We start from the raw sequence: 25,694 nt of genomic DNA, 5'->3' as shown, positions 1-25,694 counted from the left end.
AGCCTTATTTTTCTGAAAACCAGAACAGCTTCCGTTACGAGGCCGCACTCTCCGGCCTTGCTGCCGAAACACTCCCCTTCCAGCTCGTTATCTGGGGATCCGATTTTGTAAAACGCCCGTTCAACTCTTCGGCATTCCAGAACGGCAGACTGGATACCGTTATTGATGAGCTGAGCCGGCCTCTTCCAAAAGAGAGGGAAGTTGCGCTCTGGAAAGAGTACCAGAAAATCCTGCATGAAGAACAGCCAAGATCTTTCCTCTATTACTATGATGAGCTTGAAGGATTCAACAAACGGATCAGGAACAGTGATGTCAACCTGATTTCGACACTCTACAACGTCTACGACTGGAGTGTAAAACCTTGAACCGGCACTCCCTTTTCTGCGCCCGACTCCCGACTGGCGCCGGAGAGTGCCGATATCGCGCTCTTCCGGAGCGTGCGTTATTAGCGATCGAATGTCACGATCCATGCATTTCCACGGAAGCCTGAGGCAGGTAAAGAGGGGGGTTGCTGTCACTGCCGTTTTTTGCTATATTCAACTGCTTTTTTCAAAAGCAGTTGAATAACTTCTTCCACCATCAGCGAACTTATTGTTTTATGCCCCGTTACACACCCGAACAGCTTGAGAGGAGAAATGCTTCGGTCTGGACTAAAGTTCAGGGCATCCTGGCACCTATCCAGTTTGTCATGTTTCTTGCCGGCCTAACCGTTACCTGGCTCTACCAGTCACATATCTGGATCGACAACTTTTACTGGATCACCTTTTTTGTGACCCTGAAAACCTTGATGCTTGTGCTGATATTCGTAACCGGAGGTTTTTTTGAACAGGAGGTATTCGGTCAATTTGCCTTCGCTCCCGAGTTTTTCTGGGAGGATTTCGGCAGTGCCATTGCCATGATTGTTCACATCTCCTACTTTATCCTGTTTTTTATAGGGCTTGATGAAAACATACTGATCCGAACTGCACTGCTCGCTTACCTGAGCTATCTGGTCAATGCAGCACAATTTGTTATCCGCCTGCTGCTTGAAAAGCATAATGAGAGGAAGCTCAAACAGCAGAAAAGCCTCTGATCATACCCGAATACAAAAGGATTAATAGAGGTGTCCATATGAAAGCAAAAGCCATACTCTTCAGCGGCGTCCGCCAGATTGAACTCTCTGAAGTAACCCTTAAGGCACTCTCTTCAACCGATGTGCTTGTTGAAACCCACTGGTCGTCAATCAGTACCGGCACGGAAAAGATGGCCTATAACGGGCTGATCCCCTCTCCACCCTTTATCTTTCCCTTTATTCCCGGTTACGAAACCGTCGGAAAGATCATCAAGGTCGGAAAACATGTCAACCAGAGCCTGATCGGCAAATTCGCCTATGTAGCGGGCTCGTTCGGTTATATAGGAGTCAATGCCGCATTCGGCGGGGCTTCCGAGTTTATCGTCTGTCCGGTCGAGAGCATCACCGTTCTCGATAATATCGACAATCCGCGTTGCGGCATTGCCCTGCCTCTTGGCGCAACGGCACTGCACATAGTGGATCTTGCAAAAGTTGAAAACAAGAAGGTGCTGGTGCTCGGTCAGGGTGCGGTCGGTATTCTTGCTGCCGAACTGGCAAAACTCATGGGAGCAAAACTTGTTGCCGTAACCGAACCCAATCCGAACCGCCTCAACCTCTCTTCGGCTGACCTTAAAGTAAACCCTGACACGGAAGATGTCTCCGCCGCCCTTGCCGGTCATGAGTTCGACGTCCTGATTGACAGCACCGGTATCATGAGCGCCATCGATACCGGACTCAGGTTTCTGAAATTTCAGGGGGTGGTTATTTTTGGCGGCTATTACCAGAGAGTAAATATTGACTACTCCCAGGCCTTCCAGAAAGAGCTCTCCTTCATCGCAGCCAAACAGTGGGCAAAAGGTGATCTTGAACGGGTGCGTGAGCTTATTGCAGCGCGCAAACTGAACGCCGGACGGATTTTCACCCATCAGCACACCGTCAAGGATGATATCACTGAAGCCTACATCCAGGCCTTCAGCGATCCTGACTGCCTCAAAATGATCCTGCTCTGGAAAGCCAATGCAGAACAGGACGATAACGGATGCTCATCGTCCGCATAACCCGGATAACCATAAGCAGTATCTGATGCCAGCAAGAACCATCGCTATTTACGGAAAGGGCGGAATAGGAAAAAGCTTTACGACCACCAACCTCAGCGCCACCTTCGCCATGATGAACAGGCGGGTGCTGCAGCTTGGCTGTGATCCGAAACACGACTCAACCACATCCCTCTTCGGCGGCATACCGCTGCCGACCGTCACGGATCTCTTTGCTGAAAAAAACGCTCAAAACCGGCAGGTTACCATAAGCGACATTGTCTTCCGCCGCGATATTGCAGATTTTCCCCAGCCAATCTACGGCATAGAACTCGGCGGACCCCAGGTCGGGCGGGGATGCGGAGGACGGGGAATCATCTCGGGTTTCGACCTGCTTGAAAAGCTCGGCATCTTCAACTGGGATATTGACATTATCCTCATGGACTTTCTGGGCGATGTCGTCTGCGGAGGATTCGCCACACCGCTCGCCCGTTCACTGAGTGAAGAGGTGATACTGGTTACGAATAATGACCGGCAGTCCATCTTTACCGCCAATAATATCTGCCAGGCCAACAACTACTTTAAAACCATCGGCGGACAATCCCGACTGCTCGGTCTCATTATCAATCGTGATGACGGCAGCGGCATAGCCGAAAAATATGCCGAAGCCGCAGGGATCTCCGTGCTCATGAAGGTACCCTATAACGCCGGAGCCCGCGATATGGACGACAGTTTCGACTTTGCCGTCAGACTGCCTGAACTCGGCGACAAGTTCCGGACCCTGGCCACAGAAATTCTTGAAAACCGTATCAAACCCTGCCATGCAAGAGGCCTTGATTTCATGCAGTTTGTCCGCCTCTTCGGTGATGTCAGTGACGAATCCCCCACTCCGGCAACCCCGGAAGAGCTTTTCGGCAGCCATGCCGATTCGGTAACTCCAATACCGGACAGAACGAACCTCTCACAGGACAATGATGATGTGAAAATGCGGCGATGCATCGAAGAGCTCTCCGAACTGGAAAGAGAGATCTACCGGATGAGTGAAGAGGAGGAGAGAAGCATCACCGAAATTGCTGCGATGTTAGAGCGTGAGGAGTCAGAGGTTCGTGAACTGCTTGCCGGAGCCCGCACACAATTAAGGAAGCTCTTTTTCAGCGCTTAGTTGAAGAGATTTTGAATGCTGAATGGTGGATTTTGACGTAAAAGCAAAGATTTTAAGCCACGCAACAGACGAAATTTCACGAATTGGTGTAGGGGCAATCCCTTGTTGTCGCCCTTTTTGGTTTTCCTTCATCCTTGACTCCAATCCCGAACAAAGTGAGGGATCTTCTCTTTGATATTCTTCTTCTCGCCTGAAATTGCTAAGCGTTACATATTCAACCACTTTTACGCCTGATCAACTGCTCTCAGGGTCGTCATTGCTATTTTTCGGGACTATGAATATATTCACCTGAGAGGTGTTGCTTCGCAGGCAATAAATAATCTTCTATTCTGAGCAGCGAGGCATTAATTCTTGTTTCATCAATTCTTTCACGAAGGAAGTCTTCGAAGTTTCAAGACGCCTTGCAAATCAGGAAATAACTGACAAGGAGCATTGAATGCCAGCAATATCAATGTTTTATGGAATAATTGTTTATCTGTATTTCAAAGACAATCGTCAGCACAACCGCCCTCACATTCATGCAACGTATCAGGAAAATGAAGTTATTGTTGCTATCCCTGATGGTGAAATACTTGAAGGCGGTTTTCCGAACAATAAAATGAAGCTGCTTCAGGCGTGGATGGAGCTTCACAAAGATGAGCTGGTAGCGGACTGGCAGCTTGCACTTTCCGGGCAACAACCTTACAAGATTGAACCTCTGAGGTAAACAATGAATCCAAGAGTAGCAACTGTCACTGCATGTGATGAATACAGATTATCCCTTGTATTTACCAATGGCGAGAACGCAACCTACGATTGCCGTGATTTACTGGATTTTGGTGTCTTCAGTGAATTACGTGACAAAAATTACTTTAAACAAGTTAGAGTTGAGCATGGGACTGTTGTGTGGCCGAACGAACAAGATATTTGTCCGGATACCCTGTACCTCGATTCCAAAAGAGAGCAGACCTGACCATTGCAGTTAGAACCTATAGTTCATTCCATACAGGGAGAACTACAATGACACGCATTTTGTTCGTGCGAGCAGGGAAAGACAATTAACTTGCCGATGATTTCGTTAAACTCGGAATGGTTGCTGTTGGCTGGAGCAGATTAGATGACCTCTCTTCTGCCTCTTCCGACACGGTCAAGTCTATGCTTCACGAGAAGTATCCTGATGGCATAAAGGTCAACGGTGACCCCTATCTTGAATCCCATCATGTGATTTGGTTGTCTCGTGACGGACGTGACTCAGTCGATAATGTCGTAGCACTATGCCCAAACTGCCATCGTAAAATGCATATTCGCGACGAAAAGATTGACCGGGAAGTTTTAATCACTCGTATTGCTGATCGAAAGTTATAGCAAAAAGGGCTACCTGTCGAGGTAACCCTTTTTTTATTTGCAGGCACTTCAAAAAACTTTCCCATTTCGGAAGAAAAGCCTTTCTGAACCGTCAGGCGTTAGCTTTTTTCGTCGCTCTTGCCCTTGCGTTTGGATCAAGGAGCTTCTTTCTGAGTCTGATGCTCAGAGGAGTTACCTCAAGAAGCTCATCATCATTGATAAACTCAAGCGCCTGCTCCAGCGAAAGGATTTTAGGCGGGGTGAGGCGAAGTGACTCGTCCGTACCCGAAGAGCGCATGTTGCTGAGCTTTTTGGTTTTGCAGACGTTCATGGTAATATCAAGACCTCTTGTGGACTCGCCGACAATCATGCCTGCATAGACCTTGGTATTTGGCGAAACGAAGAAGGTTCCTCGATCTTCAAGGGCGCTCAGGGAATAGGCAACACAAATCCCTGTTTCGGAAACGACCAGTGCGCCGGTTTCACGTGAGGGGAGCTTGCCCTTGAACGGCTGGTAGTTGATAAAGACGTGTGACATGATTCCCTCGCCTTTGGTATCGGTGGTAAACTCAAGGTTGTAACCGATAAGTCCTCTGGTTGGAATTTCAAACTCAACCCTTACCATACCGCCGCGAAGGGTTCCCATGTGAATCATCTCCGCCTTTCTGCGACCCATCTTTTCGATAATCACACCGGTATACTCTTCCGGAATATCAATAGTAACATGCTCGATAGGCTCAAGCATCGTTCCCTGCTCATCATAATGCATGATCACCTCAGGCCGGGCAATGGCAAGTTCATAACCTTCACGTCTCATGGTTTCGATCAAAACCGAAAGATGAAGCTCTCCCCTGCCCGAAACACGGAAGGTATCAGCGCTGTCGGTCTCCTCAACGTTGAGCGCAACATTGGTCATTTTCTCTTTCATCAGGCGCTCACGAATTTTCCGGCTGGTGACCTCTTTTCCTTCCAGTCCGGCAAAGGGGGAGTCGTTAACCGAAAAGAGCATGGAGAGGGTGGGCTTGCTGATTTCAAATGATTCCAGCGATACCGGATCATCAACTGATGCAAGCGTCAGGCCGACGGTGGCATCAGGGATACCGGCAATAGCAATAATGTCGCCTGATGTCGCTTCCTTCGCCTCGATTTTCTGCACCTTGTCAAACTGGAAAACCTTTGTTACCGTCCCCTTTCCAACAATGCCGTCAGGAGAGACAACAACAAGCTGGCTTCCGGGGCTAACCTTGCCGCGATGAATGCGGCCAATAGCGATTTTACCGATGTAGTCGCTGTAGTCAAGCGTCGTCACCAGCATCTGGAAACCTCCGTCATCTTCGGCAACCGGAGCAGGAATCTCCTTGATGATGATATCAAGAAGCAGGCTCATGTCACCATCTTCATCATCCATACTGTATTTGGCGATACCGTTTTTAGCGGAGGTGAAGATATAGGGGAAATCAAGCTGATGCTCTTCGGCGCCGAGGGCAATAAAGAGATCAAGGACCTGATCATGCACCTTGACCGGATCAGACTGCGGCCGGTCGATCTTGTTGATAACCACAATCGGCTTCAGATGAAGCTCAAGGGCTTTGCGAAGTACAAACTTGGTCTGCGGCATCGGCCCTTCAAACGCATCAACAAGGAGCAGCACACCGTCAACCATCTGGAGAATACGCTCAACCTCGCCACCAAAATCGGCGTGACCCGGTGTATCAACAATATTGATCTTGTGCTCTTTATAAACCGCAGCTGCGTTTTTCGAAAAAATAGTAATTCCCCGCTCTCTCTCCTGGGGATTGGAATCAAGTACCCTTACGTTGACCTGCTGATTATCCCTGAAGGCACCTGTCTTCTGAAAAATCGAATCAACAAGTGTCGTTTTTCCATGATCAACGTGGGCGATAATGGCTATATTTCTGATATTCTTTGTATCACTCATCTTTTTTCCTTGTAAATAAAGTATATTTATACCCCGTACCGGCCCGAATATACAATTTTTCTTTGTATTTATGGCCGCAATCTTTGTCCCCTGACAAGGAGCATCACGTCGCTCTTTTTCCGGAAGCCAAAGTAATTTTTTATCGTCCGGACACTTCCCCGCACCAATACAATGAACAATATATTACTCAACAATCTTCCGCTTCTTGTTCTCAATCAGATAGTCTCGCTGCTCTATCTGGTGACCACATTTCTCTACGGAGCCCATTTTTTCAGTGATATCGAGTTTGCCAAACAGTACAAACGCCCGCTGCTCAGTCTTACGGTAGTAACCCATGTGCTCTATCTCGGCCTTTTGACCTCCATCGAAGGGTACAAGATCAGCTATTCTACAGTAAATCTGATGACCATGGTAGCACTTACCCTGACGATTATCTACCTCTTCATAGAGTTCACAACCAAAAGTGATAAAACAGGATTTTTTGTCATCTCCTTTGCATCAGGAGCGCAGCTTATCTCCTCAATCCTGACATCCCTGACCCCGAATACGGGAACGGCATTCAGCGGTATAGGAATAGGTGTTCACCTGATTACCACCATTTTCGGATTCAGCGCCATAGCGATCGCAGGGCTCTACAGTATTCTCTATCTGCTGCTGTTCCGGCAAATTGAACAGAACCGGTTTGAGCTGCTCTTTCAGCGACTGCCGAATCTTGAAGTGCTCGAACGGCTTATCATGCATGCTGTGGCTTTCGGCTTTCTGTTTCTCTCAATCACCCTGTTTGCCGGCGTGGTCGAACAGCACGCGATCAAAGGCGCAGTGACAATACTTGAGCCAAAACTCATTACGCTTGTTATCATCTGGCTTATCTACGGCGCAAGTATCTTTATCAAGCCGATTATCGGATGGGACATCAAACACATGGCCTATCTCTTTATCTTTCTCTTCGTCTTTGTTACAGCGCTCATTGTACTCATGACCTTTTTTTCACCCACATTTCATACCCTGAGCTTTTAAATCCCCTTATGTTTGAAAGTTTGAGGCTTTTAGGGTATATTTAAAACTTATCAGTTTGTTCTGCACAGAGTTTTTTGTGGCATTGTCCAACATCAGATAACTTAAACTGCCCTGCTATGAACATCATTTCGATCGGTGTCAATCACAAAACCGCACCAATTGAAATCCGTGAAAGAATCTCGCTTTCAGAAGTTCAGAACAAGGAGTTCATTACGGGTCTGATTGAAAGCGGAATCGCCCATGAGGCCATGGTTATCTCCACTTGCAACAGAACGGAGCTCTATGTAGTTCCCGCGATGCATGAAGTCACCGGAGAGTATCTCAAAGAGTACCTGATCGCCTTCAAGGATGCCCGGAAGGAGGTTCGTCCCGAACACTTTTTCAGCCGCTTTTACTGCGGCACCGCACGCCACATCTTTGAAGTGGCCAGTGCGATTGATTCGCTGATTCTCGGTGAAGGCCAGATTCTCGGCCAGGTAAAGAATGCCTACCGTATTGCCGCAGAGACACAGGCTGCCGGAATCCTCCTTACCCGACTCTGCCATACAGCCTTCAGCGTTGCCAAAAAGGTCAAAACCAAAACAAAGATCATGGAGGGCGCTGTTTCGGTAAGCTATGCAGCTGTCGAACTTGCGCAAAAAATCTTCTCCAACCTCTCCATGAAGAAGGTTCTGCTTGTCGGTGCCGGTGAAACCGGTGAACTGGCAGCAAAGCACATATTCCAGAAAAACGCACGCAACATCGTTATTACCAACAGGACTCTGGCAAAAGCCGAAGCCCTCAGCGAAGAGCTTGGCACCAACAAGGTTCTGCCCTACGAGTCATACAAGGAGCATCTTCACGAGTTCGATATCATTATCACCGCTGTCAGCAGCAAAGAGTACATTCTGACAGAATCGGAAATGCACCAGAGCATGCTTAAACGCAAGCTGAAGCCGGTTATCATTCTCGATCTCGGACTGCCGAGAAACGTTGATCCCGACATTTCCAAGCTCCAGAACATGTTTCTCAAGGATATTGATGCGCTCAAGCACATCATTGACAAGAACCTTGAAAAACGGAGTCGCGAACTCCCGAAAGTCAATGCCATCATTGAGGAGGAGCTTGTTGCTTTCGGACAATGGATCAACACACTGAAAGTCCGGCCGACCATTGTTGACCTGCAGTCAAAATTCATTGAAATCAAGGAGAAGGAGCTGGAGCGCTACCGTTACAAAGTAAGCGAGGAGGAGCTTCAGAGAATGGAGCACCTGACAGACCGGATCCTGAAAAAGATACTGCACCATCCGATTAAAATGCTCAAGGCGCCGATCGATACCGCAGACACGATGCCCAGCAGAGTCGATCTTGTCCGCAACGTTTTTGATCTCGAAGAACCAAATCAGTCACACTAAATAAAAATCCGTAATTGCTTTGAAAAAACAGCTTATCATCGGTACCAGATCCAGCCCCCTCGCTTTGTGGCAGGCAGAATTCACCAAGACGGAACTTTCGAGGCATTTCCCTGAACTCGACATCAAACTGAAGCTGGTTAAAACAACCGGTGATGTGCTTCTTGACTCTCCCCTGTCAAAAATCGGCGATATGGGCCTGTTCACCAAGGACATCGAAAAACACCTGATTGCCAAAGAGATTGACCTTGCTGTTCACAGCCTGAAGGATGTGCCGACAGGAACACCCGAAGGACTGATCATCACCTCCTTTACCGAGCGTGAAGACACACGTGACGTCATCATTTCAAAGGGCGGCGTCAAACTGAAAGAGCTGCCTGCAAATGCCAAAATGGCCACAAGCAGTCTGCGCCGTATGTCGCAGCTCCTGAGCCTTCGCCCCGATCTTGATATTCGTGATATCAGAGGCAATCTCAATACCCGCTTCCAGAAGTTTGATGCCGGTGAATTTGATGCCATGATGCTTGCCTATGCAGGTGTCTACCGCCTGAATTTCAGCGACCGCATTTCAGAGATTCTTCCGCATGAAGTGATGCTTCCTGCTGTAGGACAGGGTGCTCTCGGCATTGAGACCCGTGTTGATGATGAGCAGACAAGAGAGATTGTACGCATCCTCAACCACTCAAATACCGAGTACTGCTGCAGGGCTGAACGTGCTCTGCTCCGTCATCTCCAGGGCGGCTGCCAGATCCCGATCGGGGCCTATGGTTCGTTCCAGAACGGAACACTCAAGCTGCTTGCCTATGTCGGATCAGTTGACGGTAAAGTCGGTCTGCATGACGAAATCACAAAAACCGGACTTACCTCTCCCGAACAGGCTGAAGAAGCCGGTATTGCACTTGCCGAGAAGCTCCTGGCGCAGGGTGCTGACGCAATTCTGTCGCAAATCCGCAAAACCCGCTGATGAAAACAGTACTTGTTACCCGCCCCAAACAACAAGCTGCATCTTTTGTAAAGGAACTGGAACAGTACGGCCTGAACTCTTTTGTCTTTCCGACAATCGAGATCAGGCCTGTTTCCGGCTGGAGTGTGCCCGATCTGAGCAAGTTTGACGGGGTTTTTTTTACCAGCCCGAACAGTGTCAGTTTCTTTCTGGATAGACTGCTCACCGAGAGTCCTGAAAAGCTGGAACACCTTCAGAAACTCAAAATATGGGCTGTAGGGAAAACAACTTCCGGTGACCTCGCCAAACATGGTGTTACCACCGAGCCTCTCCCGAAAATCGCCGATGCCGTGACCCTCATGGAGGAGATCGGAAGTGAAGCGATTGCCGGACGAACATTTCTCTTTGTCAGGGGCTCTCTTTCACTTGGAACAATTCCTGATGTCATTGAAAAACGGGGTGGCCATTGCGTAGAGCTCACCGTTTATGAAAACCTTCCTCCATCCCTCGAAGAGACCGTAAAAGTAAAGGCGCTGCTTGAACAGGGCAAGCTCTCCTGCCTCTCGTTTACAAGCCCCTCGACTGCCATCAATTTTTTTGAAGCTATCGAGTCGACGGCACTGCCATCCGGAGTACTTGTGGCGGCAATAGGCACAACGACCGCTTCAGCTCTTGAAAAGATAGGTCTTCAGGTTGATATTATCCCGGAATCATTTGACGGACCCGGCTTTGCCAAAGCCATCGCCAAAGCCCTGGAACAATAAAAACCCGTCCGGCTTCGTGTTATCTCTCCGTCTATAAATCTTCATAGTCAGCCAGATCCTCGACACCGGGAATATCATCAATATCGCAGAAGATCGTTGCAGCCGACTCGACCGGAGCGGCATTGACCGGCTCCTGCCGCTCATCGGTACCGGAAAAAAGCAGAAGCTGGCGATCATCCGCTGCTGAACCAGCGCCGGAACCATTTCTGCGGCGGTACTGACCATTTTGCTCATCTTCAGCTTCCACCTCCTCTTCATCAGGCAAAGGATTTTGCGACTGAACAGGAATCGGCTTTTTGCGCCGCTCAGACGAGCGGCGGCTATCAACCGCAACAGCGTCGAGTTTCTGATCGATCGTCTCCCGTAACGACTCCTCCAGCTCAATTCGCATGGCATGGAGAAGCTGCAGCGAGTCCGCCCGATGCTGGGAAAGTTCCCTGCGTAGCTCCATTCCGGTCCGTTCGATCTCCTTCTGTATTCTGCCCGGCCAACCGGTCAGGAGTATAACCAGAACTGCAAGGAGCAGCAGAACGACAGCAAGAAGAAGTACTGTTGTCATCAGGAATAATCAAAGATGATTAGCAATATCCTGAAGCAGCACACTGCCAATTGCATGATTGGCGCTGACAAGACCTTCCCCGTATATGGTTGCCTCTCCACGGTAGTCAAAACAGACGCCGCCTGCTTCAGTAACAACCGGTATCAGGGCCGCACAATCCCAGGGGCTCATGATTTTATCAACGGCCACTTCTGCCCGGCCTGATGCAACCAGCATATGGCCATAGCAGTCACCCCAGCCACGCACCAGTCCCCCCTCCAGGCGAAGCCGGTCAACAGGATGCTGCGAGGGAAGATCAAGCAGATACTCTTTTTCGGTATAAACTACCGTTGCATCTTGGGGCTCGGCAATCGAGGATACCGCTATAGGCGAACCATTCATATATGCCCCGCATCCCTTTTCAGCATAATAGAGCTCTTTGAGAGCGGGAAAGTGAACAACACCAAGCCGCACTGCCGCATCAACCTCAAGAGCAATCAGAACACCATAAAGCGGCACACCATGAATAAACGCCTTGGTGCCATCTATCGGATCAATAATCCAGCGTCGGTTGTTTGCCGATGGACGCTCATCAAACTCTTCACCAAGCACACCGTCCCCAGGATAGGCAACACGGATAGCCTCCCGGATCAGCTCTTCAGCTTTCCGATCCGCTTCGGTTACCGGAGATGCATCCCTTTTGGTAAATACCTGGAGGGATTTACCGGAAAAATAATCGAGGGTTAACCGGCCTGCCTGTTCGGCTATTTCAAGGGCAAACTGAAGATCGGAAGTCATAGTGTTGAAGGTCCATTTAAAATCTTTTACCATAAAAATATAACATAATTCGTTCCGGCATGCCGATAATGGCTGTTATTACCATTTTTTTTTCAATATTCAGAAGTACTTCAGAAAAATAAACCGACATAGCGATACACGACCCCATCTGCATCACCTCTGCATTATCGGGATAGCATAGAGCAGCTCATCGGAAAGGGAGCCGGGTTATTGAGTCAGGCAGCTGATTCACGGCAAATTAGTCAATCAATATCAGAAATAAACAATGAAACGCTTGATTGCCGAACGCGAAAAAGCCCGCCTCGGAGGTGGAGAAAAACGCATAGAAGCACAACATAAAAAAGGAAAGTTTACAGCCCGCGAACGAGTCAACATGCTGCTTGACGAAGGGAGTTTTGAAGAGTATGACATGTTTGTCACCCATCGAACAACTGATTTCGGCCTTGACAAAGAGAACTTTCTTTCAGACGGCGTCATTACCGGTCACGGAACCATTGACGGGCGTCTGGTCTATCTGTTCGCACAGGATTTTACGGTGCTTGGCGGTTCGCTTTCAGAAACCAACGCGCTGAAAATCTGCAAGGTGATGGACCAGGCAATGAAGGTCGGCGCACCATTTATAGGCATAAACGACAGCGGCGGGGCAAGAATCCAGGAGGGTGTAAGGAGTCTTGCCGGCTATGGCAGCATTTTCCAGAGAAATGTCATGGCTTCAGGGGTCATTCCCCAGATATCGGCAATTTTCGGGCCCTGTGCAGGCGGAGCAGTTTACTCTCCTGCACTTACTGATTTCGTTGTCATGGTCGAAAAAACCAGTCACATGTTTGTCACCGGTCCAAAAGTAGTCAAAACCGTAACCGGTGAGTCCATTTCCGAAGAGGATCTTGGCGGTGCTTCGGTGCATGCAACAAAATCAGGCGTCACCCATTTTGTCGGCGAAGATGAAATGGAGGGAATACTGTTGATCAAAAAGCTGCTGAGTTACCTGCCGCAGAACAATCTTGAGGAACCGCCCCAGACATTCTGTAATGACCCTGCAGATCGTCTTGACGACAAACTGAATTCCATCATACCCGAAAAGCCGTCAATCCCCTATGACATCAAGGATATCATCTATTCTATTGCCGATAATGGCGAGTTCCTTGAAGTTCAGCGGCAATATGCACGAAACATTGTGGTCGGCTTTGTGACCTTCAATGGAATCTCAACAGGGATTGTTGCCAATCAGCCCAACTACCTGGCTGGATGTCTTGATATTGATGCTTCACGCAAGGCGGCAAGGTTTGTCCGCTTCTGTGATGCCTTCAATATCCCTCTTGTTACACTTGTTGATGTTCCCGGCTTCCTGCCCGGCAGTGCCCAGGAGTTTGACGGTATTATCACCAACGGAGCAAAACTGCTGTTTGCCTATGCCGAGGCTACAGTGCCGAAAATCACCGTAATTCTCCGCAAAGCCTATGGCGGCGCATACATCGTCATGAGTTCCAAAATGCTCCGTGGAGATATCAACTATGCATGGCCAACCGCTGAAATTGCTGTCATGGGCCCGATAGGAGCCATTGAGGTGCTCATGAACAGAGATCTTAACGCTATCGAAGATCTCGAAGAACGTGCAAAGTTTGTTGCTGAAAACGCAGCGGAGTATCGTGAAAAATTTGCCAACCCTTATCAGGCAGCAAAATTCGGATATATCGACGATATCATTGAACCACGCAATACCCGTTTCAGAATAATCCGTGCTCTGCAGACACTCTCGACCAAAAAAGATCAAAACCCTCCGAAAAAGCACTCGACCATTCCACTGTAACAGGGAAGAAACAATGACTACCGTTCAGCAAATTTTACCGATTGATCTATCGGCTATAACAAGCGGGCATCTGGTGATGGCCGTTACCGGGTACAGTGTTGTCTTTCTGTCGCTCTTTCTGCTCGCACTTCTCTTCAGTGTAATACCAAAAGTGCTCTCCTGGAATATCAGAAGAACATTTGACGATGAGGGTGATGAAGCAAAAAAGGCTCTGGCAGGAAACATGATTCCCGGAGAGGTGAGCGCAGCAATCAGTGTTGCCATCTCGCTCTATCTCAATGAGCTTCACGATCAGGATACTGCAATTCTGACGATCAAAAAAGTCGGCAAAAGCTATACCCCGTGGAATTCGAAAATCTACAACGTCATTAATTTCAAAGGGTTTCAACGATGAGAAAATATAAATTCACAATCAGCGGAAACCGCTACAATGTGGAAATCAAATCCTTTGAGGAGAACAGTGCCGAAATAGAGGTAAACGGCACATCCTATCAGGTAGAGCTGGGTCAGGAAATCAAGCGACCGCAGACCCCTAAACTGGTCCGCTACACTCCGCCGACCCCGCCAAAACCGCCGGAACCGCTCATCACCCAGGGGTTGAGCATCATAAAGGCACCGCTTCCCGGCACCATTATTGCCCTCATGGTCAAGGAGGGCTCACAGGTAAAACGGGAAGAGCCCATACTGGTACTGGAAGCGATGAAAATGGAGAACAATATTTTTGCAGAAAAAGCCGGTACAGTCAAGAGTGTCAGAGTAGCGGTAGGCGACACAGTCATGCAGGGTGATATCCTGATAGAAATTGAATAACACGATTATGGATGGACTTGTACAGTTTTTAGATTACTCCGGTTTTTCCAACATCACACCGGGCCATCTGTTGATGATTCTGGTTGGAATGCTTTTCATCTATCTGGCCATCCGGTTTGAATATCAACCGATTCTTCTGGTTCCGATAGGGTTCGGGATACTGATCGGCAATACCCCGTTTATTGAACATGGGGGAATGGCACTCGGCATCTATGAGGATGGCAGTGTCATGAACTATCTCTATCAGGGTGTGCTGAAAGGAGTGTTCCCTCCCCTGATTTTTCTCGGAATCGGAGCAATGACCGATTTCTCTCCCCTGATCTCAAACCCGAAGCTGATCCTCCTTGGAGCGGCGGCCCAGCTCGGCATTTTCATGACCTATATCGGGGCAATATCCCTCGGATTTACAAACCCGGAAGCTGCGTCAATCGGTATTATCGGCGGAGCTGACGGTCCGACAGCGATCTATCTCTCCTCCCGGCTTGCGCCTCATCTGGTTGGATCAATTGCTATTGCAGCATACACCTACATGGCGCTTGTTCCGCTCATTCAACCACCGATCATGCGCCTTCTGACTACACAGAAAGAGCGCAGAATCAAAATGAAACCCCCACGCTCGGTTACCAGGATGGAAAAGGTGATGTTTCCTGTTTTTGCTCTGCTCCTGACCGGATTCATCTCACCCGGTTCCCTTCCGCTGCTCGGTATGCTGTTTCTGGGAAATCTGCTCAAGGAGTCGATGGTGACCAAACGTCTTGCCGATACGGCCAGAAACGCCATGATCGATATCGTGACCATCATTCTTGGCGTTACAATCGGAGCCTCAACCCAGGCGACAACCTTTCTTACCCGCAGCTCAGTGCTTATTTTCATCCTTGGCGCAACTGCTTTCATGTTCTCTACGGCGGGAGGGATCCTTTTTGCCAGGTTCATGAACCTCTTTCTCAGGGAAGGAAACAAAATCAACCCGCTCATCGGAGCCGCAGGTGTTGCCGCTGTACCGGAAAGTGCCAGGGTAGCCCAGATTGAGGGACTGAAAGCCGATCCGACCAATCACCTGATCATGCATGCCATGGCACCAAATGTCGCAGGAGTGATCGGTTCAGCCGTTGCTGCCGGTATCATGATGAGTTTCCTGTTGTAAAGAGAGGAACTGCTCCCCGGTCAGATTCATATCAGAGCAACGACTTTCTTCAAGAGCAGCCTGTTGTCAAGAGGTTTGAGGAGATAATCGTTCATTCCCGAGAGCATGGCTTGCTGAACAGTTTCCGGATCCGAGTTCCCGCTCATGCCAATGATAGGGATATTTCTGTACTCCCATTGTCCTGAACGGATGCGCTTTGCCGTTTCAAGACCGTCAAGAACAGGCATCTGCAGATCCATCAGCATCAGATCGCAGTGATGGTTTTCAAGAGTCTCCATCGCTTCCTGGCCATTTACCGCCTCAACAATAGTTAAACGGAACTTCTGGAGAATGTTTCTGATAATCATGCGGTTAACTGCGGAATCATCAACCACAAGCAGCGTTTTGCCGCCAAGAGAGCCCTGCAGTATCGCCGGGTTTTCCTTGATGGATGCGGTCACCAGATGCAAAAAATCCGCAAGCGCAATGGGCAGAGAGAGCAGCCCCTGTATGCCCGACTTTTCCGCCCTTCCAAGCAGAATATACGAGGGCTCTGCAGTATAGGCGACTACCGGCAGATGTTTACCGCTTCCCCTGATTCGGTATGCAAGCTCAAAAGCATCAAGAACCGGGAGATTAAGGTCAACAAGCAGCAGATCATATCGTTCCGATTCAATCATCTCCATAACCTCACTGCCGGTGAATGCCTCATCAATATCCACTCCAAGAGGATGAAGATAGCGGCGGATCATGGCAAGAATCTCAGGGTTATCATCTGCCAAAAGAAAGCGCTTCCCTGATAAAGAGAGACGGCTTTCGGTGTAGAGCAACGCCTCATAGTCAGCAATTTCAGACTCGGCAAGCACGGGAAAACTCAACACAAATTCGGTAAACTCACCATGCACGGAGTTACATATAATATCTCCGCCGAAAGAGCGCATAACCCGTTTGCAGAAGGCAAGACCAAGGCCGGTTCCACCCTTTCTTCCAGAGGTGAAAAACGGATCAAACAGTTTTCCGAGATTTTCCGATGAAACACCCGGGCCATTGTCCCTTACATAAAGCCTGTTCAGGCTCTCTCCGGGCTGCATACGAATATCAATACGACCGCCGGGAAATGATCGTAAAAAATAGAGCGCATTGAGGATCAGGTTAAAGAGCACAAAGATGAACATGTTCTCCGCACCTCTGAACATAAAGTCTGCCCCGTCCTGAAAATGCACCTTCTGACGCTCCTCCTCCGATTCATAACTGTACTCATCAAGCGCCTTGCGGGTGACCGCAGATATGGAATAAAAGGAAAAGGTGCTCTTTGAAGAGGCGCTATCCTTCACCTCTTCCAGAATCATCTCAATAACCTGGATACCCCGGTTAACGGCCATCTGCCCCTGGGCAACCCGTTGATAGATTCGTTCGACACCACTGACCGGAATCGAAGAAAATTCACTCTCGGGAGTATAGAAAGGGAGCTCCTGCTGAATGGCATCAAAATTATAGCGTATCTGCCCGAGGGGATTGCGCATCTCATGAGCGATCCCCCCGGCAAGAGCCTGCAGGGCATTGTTTCTTTCGAGAGCCATTATCCCTCTTTTGTTACTGTAGCTGAACCCTATACCGGCAACAATGGTAAAGGTAATCACAATGGCATAGAGTGGAATATTAAAGGTCGGATGGAGTTCAACGTGAGGAACAGAAAGAAAATAGAACAGAATGGCCCCGGCAACACCGATAAAAAAATCGATGAGAAACATCAGCCAGTTGGGCACAAACGATATCAACACAAAGAGCATGAATATTTCCCAGTAGAGCCAGAGCTCATGGAAATTATTCATGACAAGATTGACCGTAAAAATAAAGGGGAGAACAAAAATGAGAAAAGCGTGCCAGAACCAGGGGAAATTACGATTTATAAATTCGGGAAATCTGTCTTTGAATAACACGGAAAGACAGAGCAGGGTTGCAATCAGACGAAGGGTGAAATTTTCATAAGGAAGATGAAAGCCGTATTTGAAGGTAAAATAAAAAAAGAAATGAGCCGGAGCACCAAGCAAAGCGGCAGCAAGCGTATTGAATTTTGATACCTGGGTACCTTCCCTGACGCTCTTTTGTATGTAGGATGACAGCTTCAATGCACTCCTTCAAGTAATTTGTCAACACACTCACCGGCAGCCCTGAAGCAGGCTTCGATTGAGGCTCCCCGACGATAATCACCGGTTGCGCCGAATCCGGCAAACTGATCAAGCTTTTGATCAATCTCGTGAAGCAGCCGGTGATGCAGAGGCGAATAGGCACATAATCCTTCAGCGATATAGCAGTATGCAAAGGACTCTCGTTTGTTATCGCTGATGGTAAACCAGGGTCCGGCAATTTTCTCGCCGAGGGCGATAACCTCTTCAGGAACCGAGGAGCTGGAAATAACGGAACGCGAAACCCTTCCGCTGAAGGTATAACGCACCAGATCGAGATCATTGATGCCGTATGCTCCGGCATTACTCAGCGGATAGGTGTGGTCAAACACCATGGCACGCTGCGATGAGGTAAAGACCGCACGATGGTATTTCACAATGGCAATCGCTACAGGATAATACCGGACTTTCCGGAGCAGGGCTGAAGCATCCGGCAGAAGAGGATCAAGAAGCACACTCAACCGGATGGCAGGCAGTGCGGAAATTACACGATCATACGCCGCCGTTTCTGCAACACCCTGATGCAGGTAACCCAGCTTGATGAGAGGTGAGCCCGGATCGCGAGATAGTGACGTGACCCTGTGGCCGGAAAGAATACGGAGCAAACCTTCGACAGCGAACTCCTGAAAGGCATCGAGCATTCCATGCATGCCGGTTTTCAACTGCTCATAGCTGTCAAGCACAAGAGCAAGGTTTGAACCGAAATTACCCGGATAGCACTCATCCGGCTCCGCACCATTCATGCGAACGGTTACCGGCCTTACGACATGACTTACACAGGGCTCTTTCAAATAACCGGCAAGCGAGAGGTGGTCATACTGTTCAGCAACTCTGATGAAATAGTCACTGTTGAGCACTCCCTGAGTGCGGTCCTTCTGAATGGCCTGAACATGGGGATAAAGCTTCCGGATGCCGTCAAGACCGCATAAACGGATAAAGCGGAGAGTGTTGAGCAGTTTCGCCCCCTCCTTGTTGATTTTGACAACCTTTCCGTCAACAATCTGCGATGTATTGAAACCGAAATACTCATAATCATGCAGACCGCATGCGCCAACAAAGTCACGGAAAAGGCGGTAATTTTTACCGACATTTTTGCCGCCGAAATCAAGCCAGCGGCCATTCAGCAATTCACTGCCGATCCTGCCGCCTATACGCTCTTCAGATTCGTAGAGATCGACCTTGATATTTCGCCGGGTAAGGTAAAAAGCCGCAGCAATCCCTGAGATCCCTCCTCCGACTACGGCTATGCGCATTTCAGCGTCGATTGAACTTCATGAATCCTGCTGACTTTTGTTTTGAACTGCATTTTACTTCTTGATGATATTTTTTCAATCCGCTCTTTCTGCTGCTGGTACCGCTGGGTGCTCCCGAAAGCACAGGCGGTCAGGGTAGCGTCAGCGCAAACCTTCCCCCACTGCATCACCTGCAGATAGACCGTAATATTCCTGTCTTCAGATTTCTCGTCCTGGGCAAAACCGCCAAACGCCCGGAGAACAACCGGAGTGTCACGCTCAAGATAATGAAAAAAATTAGTATTATAGTTCAGCAGCGCAAGTTGTCCGTCAAAAGAGAGTCCCAGAATATGTGTCATGGCGACCGCCCCCTGCCTCAAAGCTTCAAGCATCAGCATTCCCTGTACATGGTCCGAAGCATGATCGAAAATCAGCTCATCAGTATCGTCAAGCATATTGAAATAGATCAGCTTTCCGGCAGAGAAGATCTCTGAAACGAGAACATTGGCTTTGTTTTTTTTATGCACAAATTTCTGGTCGATCCTCTCGGGCAACTGATCATCCGAGGTTATGGCAATAGGACTGTTTACAAGGCTTTTCAGGTCAAAAGGGAGCTTCTGCATCAGGGAGACAGCCCTCTCGACAGCAAGGGATGGCCAATCACTCAGAGGGGGATAGGAGAGGGCTCTGAGTGAAGCATAGAGCGCCGGATTGTCGATACGATATTCGACAGAGAGAAAAATCTCGCATGTTTCACCAAGGAGCAGCAGATACTCTGAGGCCTCTTCAACAGAGTTAACAGGAACTGTTTGAAGAGCTGTTGACTCAACAGGAAGTTTATCCCCGTTAAAAAAAAGGGTGAATGCTTTTTTCCCCGGATTATGGGTAACAACACCAGGCTCTTTTTTTGTCCGTTTGATACTCCGCTGTATCGGAAGCCGAGTTACAGGCTGAGTCTGAATGGGTATCCGTAATTCATGGATAAGACCACTGTTCACTGAATGCTTAATCATGATATTCTCCTGTTTTTTTTTTCTTTTTTTGAACTCTATTAAATGCCTCAAGGGGATACAATCCCCGTTACTGCATAAACGCTCTAAATCAATTGTAAATCTTTTGAAAAGCGAGTGGGGCTTATAATCACCCTCAATATAACTTTAATAGAAAAAAGATTTGAAATGGCCGATTTATTTAACATTGATTTTACACATCTTTTTTTAAAAAAATCACCGCTATTTCCCTCCCCTCCTGAACGGTGAAACAACGCCATAACCGGGGGTATTTCTTGGTATTGCTTCCGGAAGTTCATGGATTTTACTATTTTTGGCTTTTTAAAACCCTAATTCGTCTTCATCCATGAGCCAGCTCGATTTACTCAATATTGTCCACCGCCCAAGAAGACTGCGCAAATCTGCTGCGATCAGAAACCTTGTGCAGGAAAAATCTCTGACGGTCAACGATCTTGTCTATCCGCTCTTTGTCTGCCCGGGAACCAATGTTGTTGAAGAGGTAGCCTCCATGCCCGGAAGCTTCCGCTACTCCATCGACAAAGCAGTAAAAGAGTGCCAGGAGCTCTGGGATCTTGGAATCCAGTGCATCGACCTGTTTGGTATTCCCGAACAGAAAACCGAGGATGGCAGCGAATCTTATAACGAAAAGGGCATCATTCAGGAGGCTCTTCGTGCAATCAAGGCAAAAGTGCCTGATCTCTGCATCATGACCGATGTCGCGCTCGACCCGTTCACCCCTTTCGGCCATGACGGTCTGGTAAGGGACGGTATCATACTCAACGACGAAACGGTCGAAGTACTCTGTAAAATGGCGATCTCCCATGCCAATGCCGGAGCTGATTTCGTATCACCGAGCGACATGATGGACGGCCGTATCGGCGCAATCCGCGAATCGCTTGACGATGCAGGCTTCTCTGATATCGGCATTCTCTCCTATGCAGCCAAATACGCATCAAGCTTCTACGGCCCGTTCCGCGATGCCCTGCACTCCGCACCCCAGTTCGGAGATAAAACAACCTACCAGATGAACCCCGGCAACACCGATGAAGCGATGAAAGAGATTGAGCTTGACATCATGGAAGGTGCTGATATCGTCATGGTTAAACCCGGTCTTGCCTATCTTGACATCGTCTGGCGCACCAAAGAGCGCTTCGATGTTCCTGTGGCCATCTACCACGTCTCGGGTGAATACTCGATGGTCAAGGCTGCTGCAGATCGTGGATGGATCGATGAAAAAAGGGTAATGATGGAGTCTCTTCTCTGCATGAAACGTGCCGGCGGCGACCTTATCTTTACCTACTATGCCAAAGAGGCTGCCAAATTACTTCGTTGAGCTACACTGAAAAGAGATGATCCAACTTCAAAAAGCCCGGCTGTTTGCTTATCGTACAGCCGGGCTTTTTAATACGGGCACCTCTATTAATTGTCGTGAGAAGCCCGAGAACAAGGCGGACGGAGCGCAGAAACCGGAGTGTACACGGAGTACATGAGGATTTCGAGCACCGCCCAACGCAGTAATCGGGTTTCGGAACAAATAAATAGAGGTGCCCATACCTTATACTTATGATACGATACTTTACATCCGGCGAATCCCACGGCCCCGCTCTCTCGGCAATAGTCGAAGGGCTGCCCGCAGGCATTCCGGTAACTCCGGAAGAGATCAACGCACAACTGGCACGCCGCCAGCAGGGGCACGGGCGGGGTGGACGCATGAAAATCGAAACCGACAAGGCTGAAGTGCTCTCCGGTGTACGGTTCGGCAAAACCATCGGTTCACCGGTAACACTGGTCATCAGAAACCGCGACTGGGAGAACTGGACAACAACAATGGCCCAGTTTGAAAAACCTGATGCCGCACCGGCAAAAATCACCATTCCACGACCGGGCCATGCCGATCTGGCAGGACGGATCAAGTATGGTTTTGACGATATCCGTCCGGTTATCGAACGCTCTTCGGCACGTGAAACTGCCGCAAGGGTTGCCTCGGGAACTCTTGCCCGGCTCTTTCTCCGTTCACTCGGTATAGAGATCGGCAGCTATATTTCAGCCATCGGCCCGGCAGCGGAAACGGCACTCCACCCACAGCTTGCTTCGCTTCTCGAAAAAGGAGCAGAAACAGTTTCAGCAGAGGCTGACCGTTCACCGGTACGAATGCTCGACAGGCAGGCAGAAACCGCCGCTCTTGCCGCAATAGACGCAGCAAAAGAGCAGGGAGACACCCTTGGAGGAATCATCGAGATTTTCATCACAGGAGTCCCTCCGGGATTTGGCTCTTATGTCCAGCACGACCGGCGACTTGATGCTGCGCTTGCTGCCGCAATCATCTCCATACAGGCCATCAAGGGCGTGGAGATAGGAACGGCATTTGAAAACGCCAGGAAACCCGGTTCACAGGTACACGACGAATTTCACCTCACCGCAAAAGATGGTGCAGAGAGAAAAACCAACCGGGCAGGCGGACTTGAAGGAAGCATGTCAAGCGGACAGACCATTCATCTTCGAGCAGCAATGAAACCGATCTCGTCGTTGGTCACTCCCCTTCAATCCTTTGATCTTGAAACGCTGCAACCGACGCTTTCACGCTTTGAACGCAGTGATACCTGCGCTGTACCTGCTGCAGGAGTGGTGGCAGAAGCGGTTGTAGCACCGGTCATAGCCAACGCCCTGCTTGAAAAACTCGGAGGGGATCATCTTGAGGAGATCAGAGAACGGCTGGAACGGTACAGGGAGAGTATACTGAACACCTTCCGGGGCTGAAATGCCCTGAGGTGCCAGGAAAGTGTTCAGGGTTTGGCCGGATCAACTCTCTGGTTCATATCGAACGCTGGATCCTGCACCTCTGTTTTACCGACAATCTGGGCCGGAACGCCGACAACCGTGTAGTGCGGCGGAACATCATCAAGCACCACACTTCCGGCCCCGACCTTTGAACCTTCTCCGATTACAACATTACCAAGAATCTTTGCTCCGGCGCCAATCATTACCGACTTGTGTACCTTCGGATGGCGATCGCCGCTCTCTTTGCCGGTACCGCCAAGCGTCACCTCATGGAGAAGCGACACATTATCATCAACAACTGCCGTCTCACCAATAACAAGGCTGGTTGCATGATCAAGAAAAATACCTTTTCCGATCACTGCCGCCGGATGAATATCAACAGCAAAAACCTCCGACATTCGATTCTGGATAAAATAGGCCATAGTCTTGCGACCCTGCATCCATAACCAGTGTGCAAGCCGGTAGGCCTGTAGTGCCTGATACCCTTTCAGAAAGAGCATGATTTCAAAATAGTGTACCGCCGCAGGATCACGCTGCCGCGTTGCCTCAAGATCATATACCGCGTACTCGACCTGTTCAGGGCACTGACGATAAAACTGATCAAAAAGCCCCTGCAAGACCGGCGGAGGAAAATGCTTGGAGCCAAGCTTTACGGAGAGCAGCATTGCCAGCGATGAACCAAAATCATCAAAACGCAAAATATGCTGCTCAAGAAAAATCTTTATTTCAGGATCACGGAGAGACTCAATGGCCGCCTCCCGGACAATTTCCGACCAGATCTGTTTAATGTCTTCTGCCATAGGTATACATGCGGCTCCGTACCGCAATAAATAATTCCGGAAATCCCGGGTATTCAGACACCGGGAGCAATAATCTCTACTGTAATACCGTGAACGCTCACAAAAGGTTCATGGCCGAAACAGCTACAGCTCCGGAAGTTATAAAAAAACAGGGGTTTTACGCACCAAAACCTTAATGGAAACCTGTTATGGCAAATTGAGCATTTGCCTGCATGCAGAATAAACGCACAATATGGGAAGATTCGCTAAAAACCATTTTTTTTGCGTACACTTTGCATGCTACAGAGAAAAAGAAAAAGAGAATCTTTTTACCAACCCGATGCGTATTTCACGAAAAATAGAGATTGATTACGGCCATACACTGCCCAACAGCTTTTCATTCTGCAATCAGCTGCACGGCCACCGAGGAGTGGTTGTTGCCACCGTCGAAGGGAGGCTGATCGACCGGGAGGGTGACGGAGAGGAAGGGATGGTGATGGATTTCAAGTTTCTGAAAGAGGTTATGGTGGAGCATATCCACGACAAACTCGATCACGGATTTGCGGTATGGAAGCATGACCATGAAGATCTCGACTTTATTCTGAAACGCAATTCGCGGGTTCTTGTAACTGAAGAACCGCCTACGGCCGAGTGTCTGGCAAAATGGGCTTTCAACCAGATCCGCTGTAACCTGCCGGAAGGAGTTGCACTCAAACAGATCCGCTGGTACGAGACTCCGAATAACTGGGCAGAGTACGAAGGGGAATAACCTGATGGAAAGAGAATAGCCCCGAAAAAAATCAGGGGCTTTTCTCCGGCAGATGACGGAGACGGATTGACCTGGTTAATATCCTGTTTTCGTCAACACCCAGGTACAGCGTTTATTATTGATGTTGTCAATAATAATGACCTTGAAGGTTGCAGGCAGAGCAACAGGTATCTCTATGGTATCACTGACAACAAAGACCCGGTCGCCGAAAGCCGTCTTTTCCGGAGCTACCGCTCTCTCTTCATGTTTAACAATCACTCTGTGACGGGTTTTAACAACGGTTTTTGTTGTTTCAAAAGCCGGGAGGCGGCTCAAATATAATTATGCCCTTTTGAGCGGAAAAGGAGATTGCCTGATCGGTCGGCAATAATAAAGGTCCAGTTGGTTCCGTTTGCCATTCTCCATTCAGCCCCAAGCAGTTCAACTACTACAGCTCCTCCTTTTGGTACCCGGGAGAGCAGCATGTCTGTTTTTTGGCGGGAGAGTAGTTCACTGTTAGCCTGATCCCCGGCGTCCAGATAGCACTCGTCGTAGGATCGATACTTGAAACTTTTTACCCTTGCGTGGTCTTCAACAGTCTCGACGCTATAGTCTCCAACTTTGCTTTCAGCTCCTGCCTCAATCGTAATAAACACCATAAGTATCGCAATACAGAGTGCCTTAAGTCTCATGGTCTCCCCTTTTTTTCTGGTTTAACGCCCCTTTACCTTTTCAATAGTTACATTTCGGAACCGGATGGCAAAAAGCCGGGACTACCCGCCCGGCTTTTGCTTTTGTCAGAACGGTAAACGCATCGCGGTAATCGCTTACCCTCTCTTAACGGCGGTTATCGTTGTTTCGATTATTCCCCTCGCCCTGGCGATCATTTCCATTCACCTGACGGTTCTCACTATACCTGTTGTCGTTGCGATTGACACCCCGGTTGTCATTGTATCTGTCGTTCCGGCCATTTCTGTCGAACCTGCGATTGTCGTTATGGCGGCGGTCATACCTGCGATACTCGATGTCACGATATCTTCTTATATCATCCATGCGATGACGTCTGATTCCGTAGGGGAGATTGTTGTCCCTGACAATGACCCATGGACCACGATAGGTCGGAGAGTTGTACCAGTAGCCATCCTGATAGATGTAGTAGAGATTTCCGAAAGAGATGATATCGTAAGGAATACCTACCGATACCGAAAATCCGCGACCGGGCAGGGCAATGAAACTTGGCCGCCTGTCAAGAGCAAAAGCC

General features: G+C 48.9%; 27 protein-coding genes and 1 pseudogene. 18 read left to right on the top strand and 10 right to left on the bottom strand.

Translation table 11 applies throughout. The features are described 5' to 3' along the window. The 7 genes and pseudogenes from CFERDRAFT_RS12495 to CFERDRAFT_RS12700 all read left to right on the top strand — a co-directional run. Positions 1 to 365: pseudogene (locus CFERDRAFT_RS12495) on the top strand (ABC transporter substrate-binding protein); the annotation flags it as partial. Positions 366 to 598: 233 nt separating this feature from the next. After that, positions 599 to 1,072: a 2-vinyl bacteriochlorophyllide hydratase gene (bchF, locus tag CFERDRAFT_RS10410; RefSeq protein ID WP_006367202.1), complete on the top strand. Its 474-nt coding sequence runs from the start codon at positions 599 to 601 to the stop codon at positions 1,070 to 1,072. 38 nt (positions 1,073 to 1,110) lie between these two features. Continuing rightward, the gene (bchC, locus tag CFERDRAFT_RS10405; protein ID WP_006367201.1) at positions 1,111 to 2,109 is read left to right on the top strand and encodes a chlorophyll synthesis pathway protein BchC; all 999 of its coding nucleotides are present in this window, start codon (positions 1,111 to 1,113) and stop codon (positions 2,107 to 2,109) included. 25 nt (positions 2,110 to 2,134) lie between these two features. Further along, positions 2,135 to 3,247, top strand: coding sequence for a chlorophyllide a reductase iron protein subunit X (locus tag CFERDRAFT_RS10400; RefSeq protein ID WP_040433735.1), 1,113 nt, complete (start codon positions 2,135 to 2,137; stop codon positions 3,245 to 3,247). 436 nt (positions 3,248 to 3,683) lie between these two features. Next, positions 3,684 to 3,953, top strand: a complete 270-nt coding sequence (locus CFERDRAFT_RS10395) for a DUF4160 domain-containing protein (RefSeq protein WP_006367204.1) — start codon at positions 3,684 to 3,686, stop codon at positions 3,951 to 3,953. Positions 3,954 to 3,956: 3 nt separating this feature from the next. Next, a complete protein-coding gene (locus CFERDRAFT_RS10390) occupies positions 3,957 to 4,199 on the top strand; it encodes a DUF2442 domain-containing protein (protein ID WP_040433733.1) in 243 nt (80 codons plus the stop codon). Between the two features lie 116 nt (positions 4,200 to 4,315). Beyond that, positions 4,316 to 4,591, top strand: a complete 276-nt coding sequence (locus CFERDRAFT_RS12700; RefSeq protein ID WP_083791491.1) for an HNH endonuclease — start codon at positions 4,316 to 4,318, stop codon at positions 4,589 to 4,591. A gap of 91 nt (positions 4,592 to 4,682) precedes the next feature. Here CFERDRAFT_RS12700 and typA read toward each other — a convergent pair whose 3' ends face one another. Further along, positions 4,683 to 6,509 carry a translational GTPase TypA gene (gene typA / locus CFERDRAFT_RS10385; protein WP_006367199.1) on the bottom strand — a complete coding sequence of 609 codons (1,827 nt, stop codon included), beginning with the start codon at positions 6,507 to 6,509 and terminating at the stop codon, positions 4,683 to 4,685. 171 nt (positions 6,510 to 6,680) lie between these two features. Here typA and CFERDRAFT_RS10380 point away from each other — a divergent pair, with 171 nt between their 5' ends. From CFERDRAFT_RS10380 to CFERDRAFT_RS10365, 4 genes are all read left to right on the top strand, one after another. Continuing rightward, a complete protein-coding gene (locus CFERDRAFT_RS10380) occupies positions 6,681 to 7,526 on the top strand; it encodes a cytochrome C assembly family protein (RefSeq protein ID WP_006367198.1) in 846 nt (281 codons plus the stop codon). A gap of 116 nt (positions 7,527 to 7,642) precedes the next feature. Continuing rightward, the gene (gene hemA, locus CFERDRAFT_RS10375) at positions 7,643 to 8,920 is read left to right on the top strand and encodes a glutamyl-tRNA reductase (RefSeq protein WP_006367197.1); all 1,278 of its coding nucleotides are present in this window, start codon (positions 7,643 to 7,645) and stop codon (positions 8,918 to 8,920) included. Between the two features lie 19 nt (positions 8,921 to 8,939). Continuing rightward, positions 8,940 to 9,881, top strand: a complete 942-nt coding sequence (hemC, locus tag CFERDRAFT_RS10370; protein ID WP_006367196.1) for a hydroxymethylbilane synthase — start codon at positions 8,940 to 8,942, stop codon at positions 9,879 to 9,881. Beyond that, positions 9,881 to 10,624 (top strand): uroporphyrinogen-III synthase, encoded by a 744-nt coding sequence (locus CFERDRAFT_RS10365; RefSeq protein ID WP_006367195.1) that lies wholly within the window; start codon positions 9,881 to 9,883, stop codon positions 10,622 to 10,624. Before hemC ends, CFERDRAFT_RS10365 begins: the two co-directional genes overlap by 1 nt. Before the next feature lie 31 nt (positions 10,625 to 10,655). On the opposite strand, the gene CFERDRAFT_RS10360 is transcribed toward CFERDRAFT_RS10365, so the two are convergent. Further along, positions 10,656 to 11,183 (bottom strand): hypothetical protein, encoded by a 528-nt coding sequence (locus tag CFERDRAFT_RS10360; RefSeq protein ID WP_006367194.1) that lies wholly within the window; start codon positions 11,181 to 11,183, stop codon positions 10,656 to 10,658. A 9-nt stretch (positions 11,184 to 11,192) separates the two neighbouring features. Beyond that, a complete protein-coding gene (gene hisN, locus CFERDRAFT_RS10355; protein ID WP_040433730.1) occupies positions 11,193 to 11,960 on the bottom strand; it encodes a histidinol-phosphatase in 768 nt (255 codons plus the stop codon). A 265-nt stretch (positions 11,961 to 12,225) separates the two neighbouring features. Here hisN and CFERDRAFT_RS10350 point away from each other — a divergent pair, with 265 nt between their 5' ends. Genes CFERDRAFT_RS10350 through CFERDRAFT_RS10335 form a run of 4 tightly spaced genes read left to right on the top strand, consistent with a single transcriptional unit; the run spans position 12,226 to position 15,721 of the window. After that, on the top strand, positions 12,226 to 13,767 hold the full coding sequence (locus CFERDRAFT_RS10350; RefSeq protein ID WP_006367192.1) for an acyl-CoA carboxylase subunit beta: 1,542 nt from the start codon (positions 12,226 to 12,228) through the stop codon (positions 13,765 to 13,767). Positions 13,768 to 13,780: 13 nt separating this feature from the next. Further along, positions 13,781 to 14,161, top strand: coding sequence for an OadG family transporter subunit (locus tag CFERDRAFT_RS10345; protein WP_006367191.1), 381 nt, complete (start codon positions 13,781 to 13,783; stop codon positions 14,159 to 14,161). Continuing rightward, on the top strand, positions 14,158 to 14,577 hold the full coding sequence (locus tag CFERDRAFT_RS10340) for a biotin/lipoyl-containing protein (protein WP_006367190.1): 420 nt from the start codon (positions 14,158 to 14,160) through the stop codon (positions 14,575 to 14,577). Before CFERDRAFT_RS10345 ends, CFERDRAFT_RS10340 begins: the two co-directional genes overlap by 4 nt. A gap of 7 nt (positions 14,578 to 14,584) precedes the next feature. Further along, positions 14,585 to 15,721 (top strand): sodium ion-translocating decarboxylase subunit beta, encoded by a 1,137-nt coding sequence (locus CFERDRAFT_RS10335; protein ID WP_006367189.1) that lies wholly within the window; start codon positions 14,585 to 14,587, stop codon positions 15,719 to 15,721. A 26-nt stretch (positions 15,722 to 15,747) separates the two neighbouring features. On the opposite strand, the gene CFERDRAFT_RS10330 is transcribed toward CFERDRAFT_RS10335, so the two are convergent. Genes CFERDRAFT_RS10330 through CFERDRAFT_RS10320 form a run of 3 tightly spaced genes read right to left on the bottom strand, consistent with a single transcriptional unit; the run spans position 15,748 to position 20,131 of the window. Continuing rightward, positions 15,748 to 17,829: an ATP-binding response regulator gene (locus tag CFERDRAFT_RS10330; protein WP_006367188.1), complete on the bottom strand. Its 2,082-nt coding sequence runs from the start codon at positions 17,827 to 17,829 to the stop codon at positions 15,748 to 15,750. Beyond that, a complete protein-coding gene (locus CFERDRAFT_RS10325; protein WP_006367187.1) occupies positions 17,826 to 19,139 on the bottom strand; it encodes an FAD-dependent oxidoreductase in 1,314 nt (437 codons plus the stop codon). Before CFERDRAFT_RS10325 ends, CFERDRAFT_RS10330 begins: the two co-directional genes overlap by 4 nt. Beyond that, the gene (locus CFERDRAFT_RS10320; protein WP_006367186.1) at positions 19,130 to 20,131 is read right to left on the bottom strand and encodes an AfsA-related hotdog domain-containing protein; all 1,002 of its coding nucleotides are present in this window, start codon (positions 20,129 to 20,131) and stop codon (positions 19,130 to 19,132) included. Before CFERDRAFT_RS10320 ends, CFERDRAFT_RS10325 begins: the two co-directional genes overlap by 10 nt. A gap of 343 nt (positions 20,132 to 20,474) precedes the next feature. Between CFERDRAFT_RS10320 and hemB the strand changes: the two genes are divergently transcribed. After that, entirely contained in the window at positions 20,475 to 21,461 is a 987-nt protein-coding gene (gene hemB / locus CFERDRAFT_RS10315; protein ID WP_006367185.1) for a porphobilinogen synthase, read from the top strand. Between the two features lie 230 nt (positions 21,462 to 21,691). Then, positions 21,692 to 22,885 (top strand): chorismate synthase, encoded by a 1,194-nt coding sequence (gene aroC / locus CFERDRAFT_RS10310; RefSeq protein ID WP_006367184.1) that lies wholly within the window; start codon positions 21,692 to 21,694, stop codon positions 22,883 to 22,885. Between the two features lie 26 nt (positions 22,886 to 22,911). Here aroC and cysE read toward each other — a convergent pair whose 3' ends face one another. Beyond that, positions 22,912 to 23,706 carry a serine O-acetyltransferase gene (gene cysE / locus CFERDRAFT_RS10305; RefSeq protein WP_006367183.1) on the bottom strand — a complete coding sequence of 265 codons (795 nt, stop codon included), beginning with the start codon at positions 23,704 to 23,706 and terminating at the stop codon, positions 22,912 to 22,914. 319 nt (positions 23,707 to 24,025) lie between these two features. Between cysE and CFERDRAFT_RS10300 the strand changes: the two genes are divergently transcribed. Next, on the top strand, positions 24,026 to 24,454 hold the full coding sequence (locus tag CFERDRAFT_RS10300; protein WP_040433737.1) for a 6-pyruvoyl trahydropterin synthase family protein: 429 nt from the start codon (positions 24,026 to 24,028) through the stop codon (positions 24,452 to 24,454). Positions 24,455 to 24,529: 75 nt separating this feature from the next. Here the strand turns inward: CFERDRAFT_RS10300 and CFERDRAFT_RS10295 are convergent, their stop codons facing one another. The 3 genes from CFERDRAFT_RS10295 to CFERDRAFT_RS10285 all read right to left on the bottom strand — a co-directional run. Next, positions 24,530 to 24,769, bottom strand: coding sequence for a hypothetical protein (locus tag CFERDRAFT_RS10295; RefSeq protein WP_006367181.1), 240 nt, complete (start codon positions 24,767 to 24,769; stop codon positions 24,530 to 24,532). Then, complete coding sequence (locus CFERDRAFT_RS10290; protein WP_006367180.1) at positions 24,766 to 25,125, bottom strand: hypothetical protein; 360 nt, start codon at positions 25,123 to 25,125, stop codon at positions 24,766 to 24,768. Before CFERDRAFT_RS10290 ends, CFERDRAFT_RS10295 begins: the two co-directional genes overlap by 4 nt. Before the next feature lie 145 nt (positions 25,126 to 25,270). Then, positions 25,271 to 25,694: YXWGXW repeat-containing protein (locus CFERDRAFT_RS10285; RefSeq protein ID WP_006367179.1), on the bottom strand; the 424-nt coding region annotated here is incomplete at its 5' end.

It is taken from the genome of Chlorobium ferrooxidans DSM 13031 (assembly GCF_000168715.1).
GTDB lineage: Bacteria > Bacteroidota > Chlorobiia > Chlorobiales > Chlorobiaceae > Chlorobium > Chlorobium ferrooxidans.
Note: the sequence above shows the minus strand (reverse complement) of the source record. Positions and strands in the feature narration are given on the sequence as shown.

Coding starts and splice junctions, on each gene's coding strand:
- CFERDRAFT_RS10300 (WP_040433737.1), top strand. CDS start 24,026: ATGCGTATTTCACGAAAAATAGAGATTGATTACGGCCATACACTGCCC.
- CFERDRAFT_RS10395 (WP_006367204.1), top strand. CDS start 3,684: ATGCCAGCAATATCAATGTTTTATGGAATAATTGTTTATCTGTATTTC.
- CFERDRAFT_RS10380 (WP_006367198.1), top strand. CDS start 6,681: ATGAACAATATATTACTCAACAATCTTCCGCTTCTTGTTCTCAATCAG.
- CFERDRAFT_RS10360 (WP_006367194.1), bottom strand. CDS start 11,183: ATGACAACAGTACTTCTTCTTGCTGTCGTTCTGCTGCTCCTTGCAGTT.
- aroC (WP_006367184.1), top strand. CDS start 21,692: ATGATACGATACTTTACATCCGGCGAATCCCACGGCCCCGCTCTCTCG.
- CFERDRAFT_RS10345 (WP_006367191.1), top strand. CDS start 13,781: ATGACTACCGTTCAGCAAATTTTACCGATTGATCTATCGGCTATAACA.
- CFERDRAFT_RS10340 (WP_006367190.1), top strand. CDS start 14,158: ATGAGAAAATATAAATTCACAATCAGCGGAAACCGCTACAATGTGGAA.
- hemA (WP_006367197.1), top strand. CDS start 7,643: ATGAACATCATTTCGATCGGTGTCAATCACAAAACCGCACCAATTGAA.
- CFERDRAFT_RS10390 (WP_040433733.1), top strand. CDS start 3,957: ATGAATCCAAGAGTAGCAACTGTCACTGCATGTGATGAATACAGATTA.
- CFERDRAFT_RS10335 (WP_006367189.1), top strand. CDS start 14,585: ATGGATGGACTTGTACAGTTTTTAGATTACTCCGGTTTTTCCAACATC.
- CFERDRAFT_RS10350 (WP_006367192.1), top strand. CDS start 12,226: ATGAAACGCTTGATTGCCGAACGCGAAAAAGCCCGCCTCGGAGGTGGA.
- hisN (WP_040433730.1), bottom strand. CDS start 11,960: ATGACTTCCGATCTTCAGTTTGCCCTTGAAATAGCCGAACAGGCAGGC.
- CFERDRAFT_RS10325 (WP_006367187.1), bottom strand. CDS start 19,139: ATGCGCATAGCCGTAGTCGGAGGAGGGATCTCAGGGATTGCTGCGGCT.
- typA (WP_006367199.1), bottom strand. CDS start 6,509: ATGAGTGATACAAAGAATATCAGAAATATAGCCATTATCGCCCACGTT.
- CFERDRAFT_RS10365 (WP_006367195.1), top strand. CDS start 9,881: ATGAAAACAGTACTTGTTACCCGCCCCAAACAACAAGCTGCATCTTTT.
- CFERDRAFT_RS10320 (WP_006367186.1), bottom strand. CDS start 20,131: ATGATTAAGCATTCAGTGAACAGTGGTCTTATCCATGAATTACGGATA.
- bchF (WP_006367202.1), top strand. CDS start 599: ATGCCCCGTTACACACCCGAACAGCTTGAGAGGAGAAATGCTTCGGTC.
- CFERDRAFT_RS10400 (WP_040433735.1), top strand. CDS start 2,135: ATGCCAGCAAGAACCATCGCTATTTACGGAAAGGGCGGAATAGGAAAA.
- cysE (WP_006367183.1), bottom strand. CDS start 23,706: ATGGCAGAAGACATTAAACAGATCTGGTCGGAAATTGTCCGGGAGGCG.
- CFERDRAFT_RS10290 (WP_006367180.1), bottom strand. CDS start 25,125: ATGAGACTTAAGGCACTCTGTATTGCGATACTTATGGTGTTTATTACG.
- bchC (WP_006367201.1), top strand. CDS start 1,111: ATGAAAGCAAAAGCCATACTCTTCAGCGGCGTCCGCCAGATTGAACTC.
- CFERDRAFT_RS12700 (WP_083791491.1), top strand. CDS start 4,316: ATGGTTGCTGTTGGCTGGAGCAGATTAGATGACCTCTCTTCTGCCTCT.
- hemB (WP_006367185.1), top strand. CDS start 20,475: ATGAGCCAGCTCGATTTACTCAATATTGTCCACCGCCCAAGAAGACTG.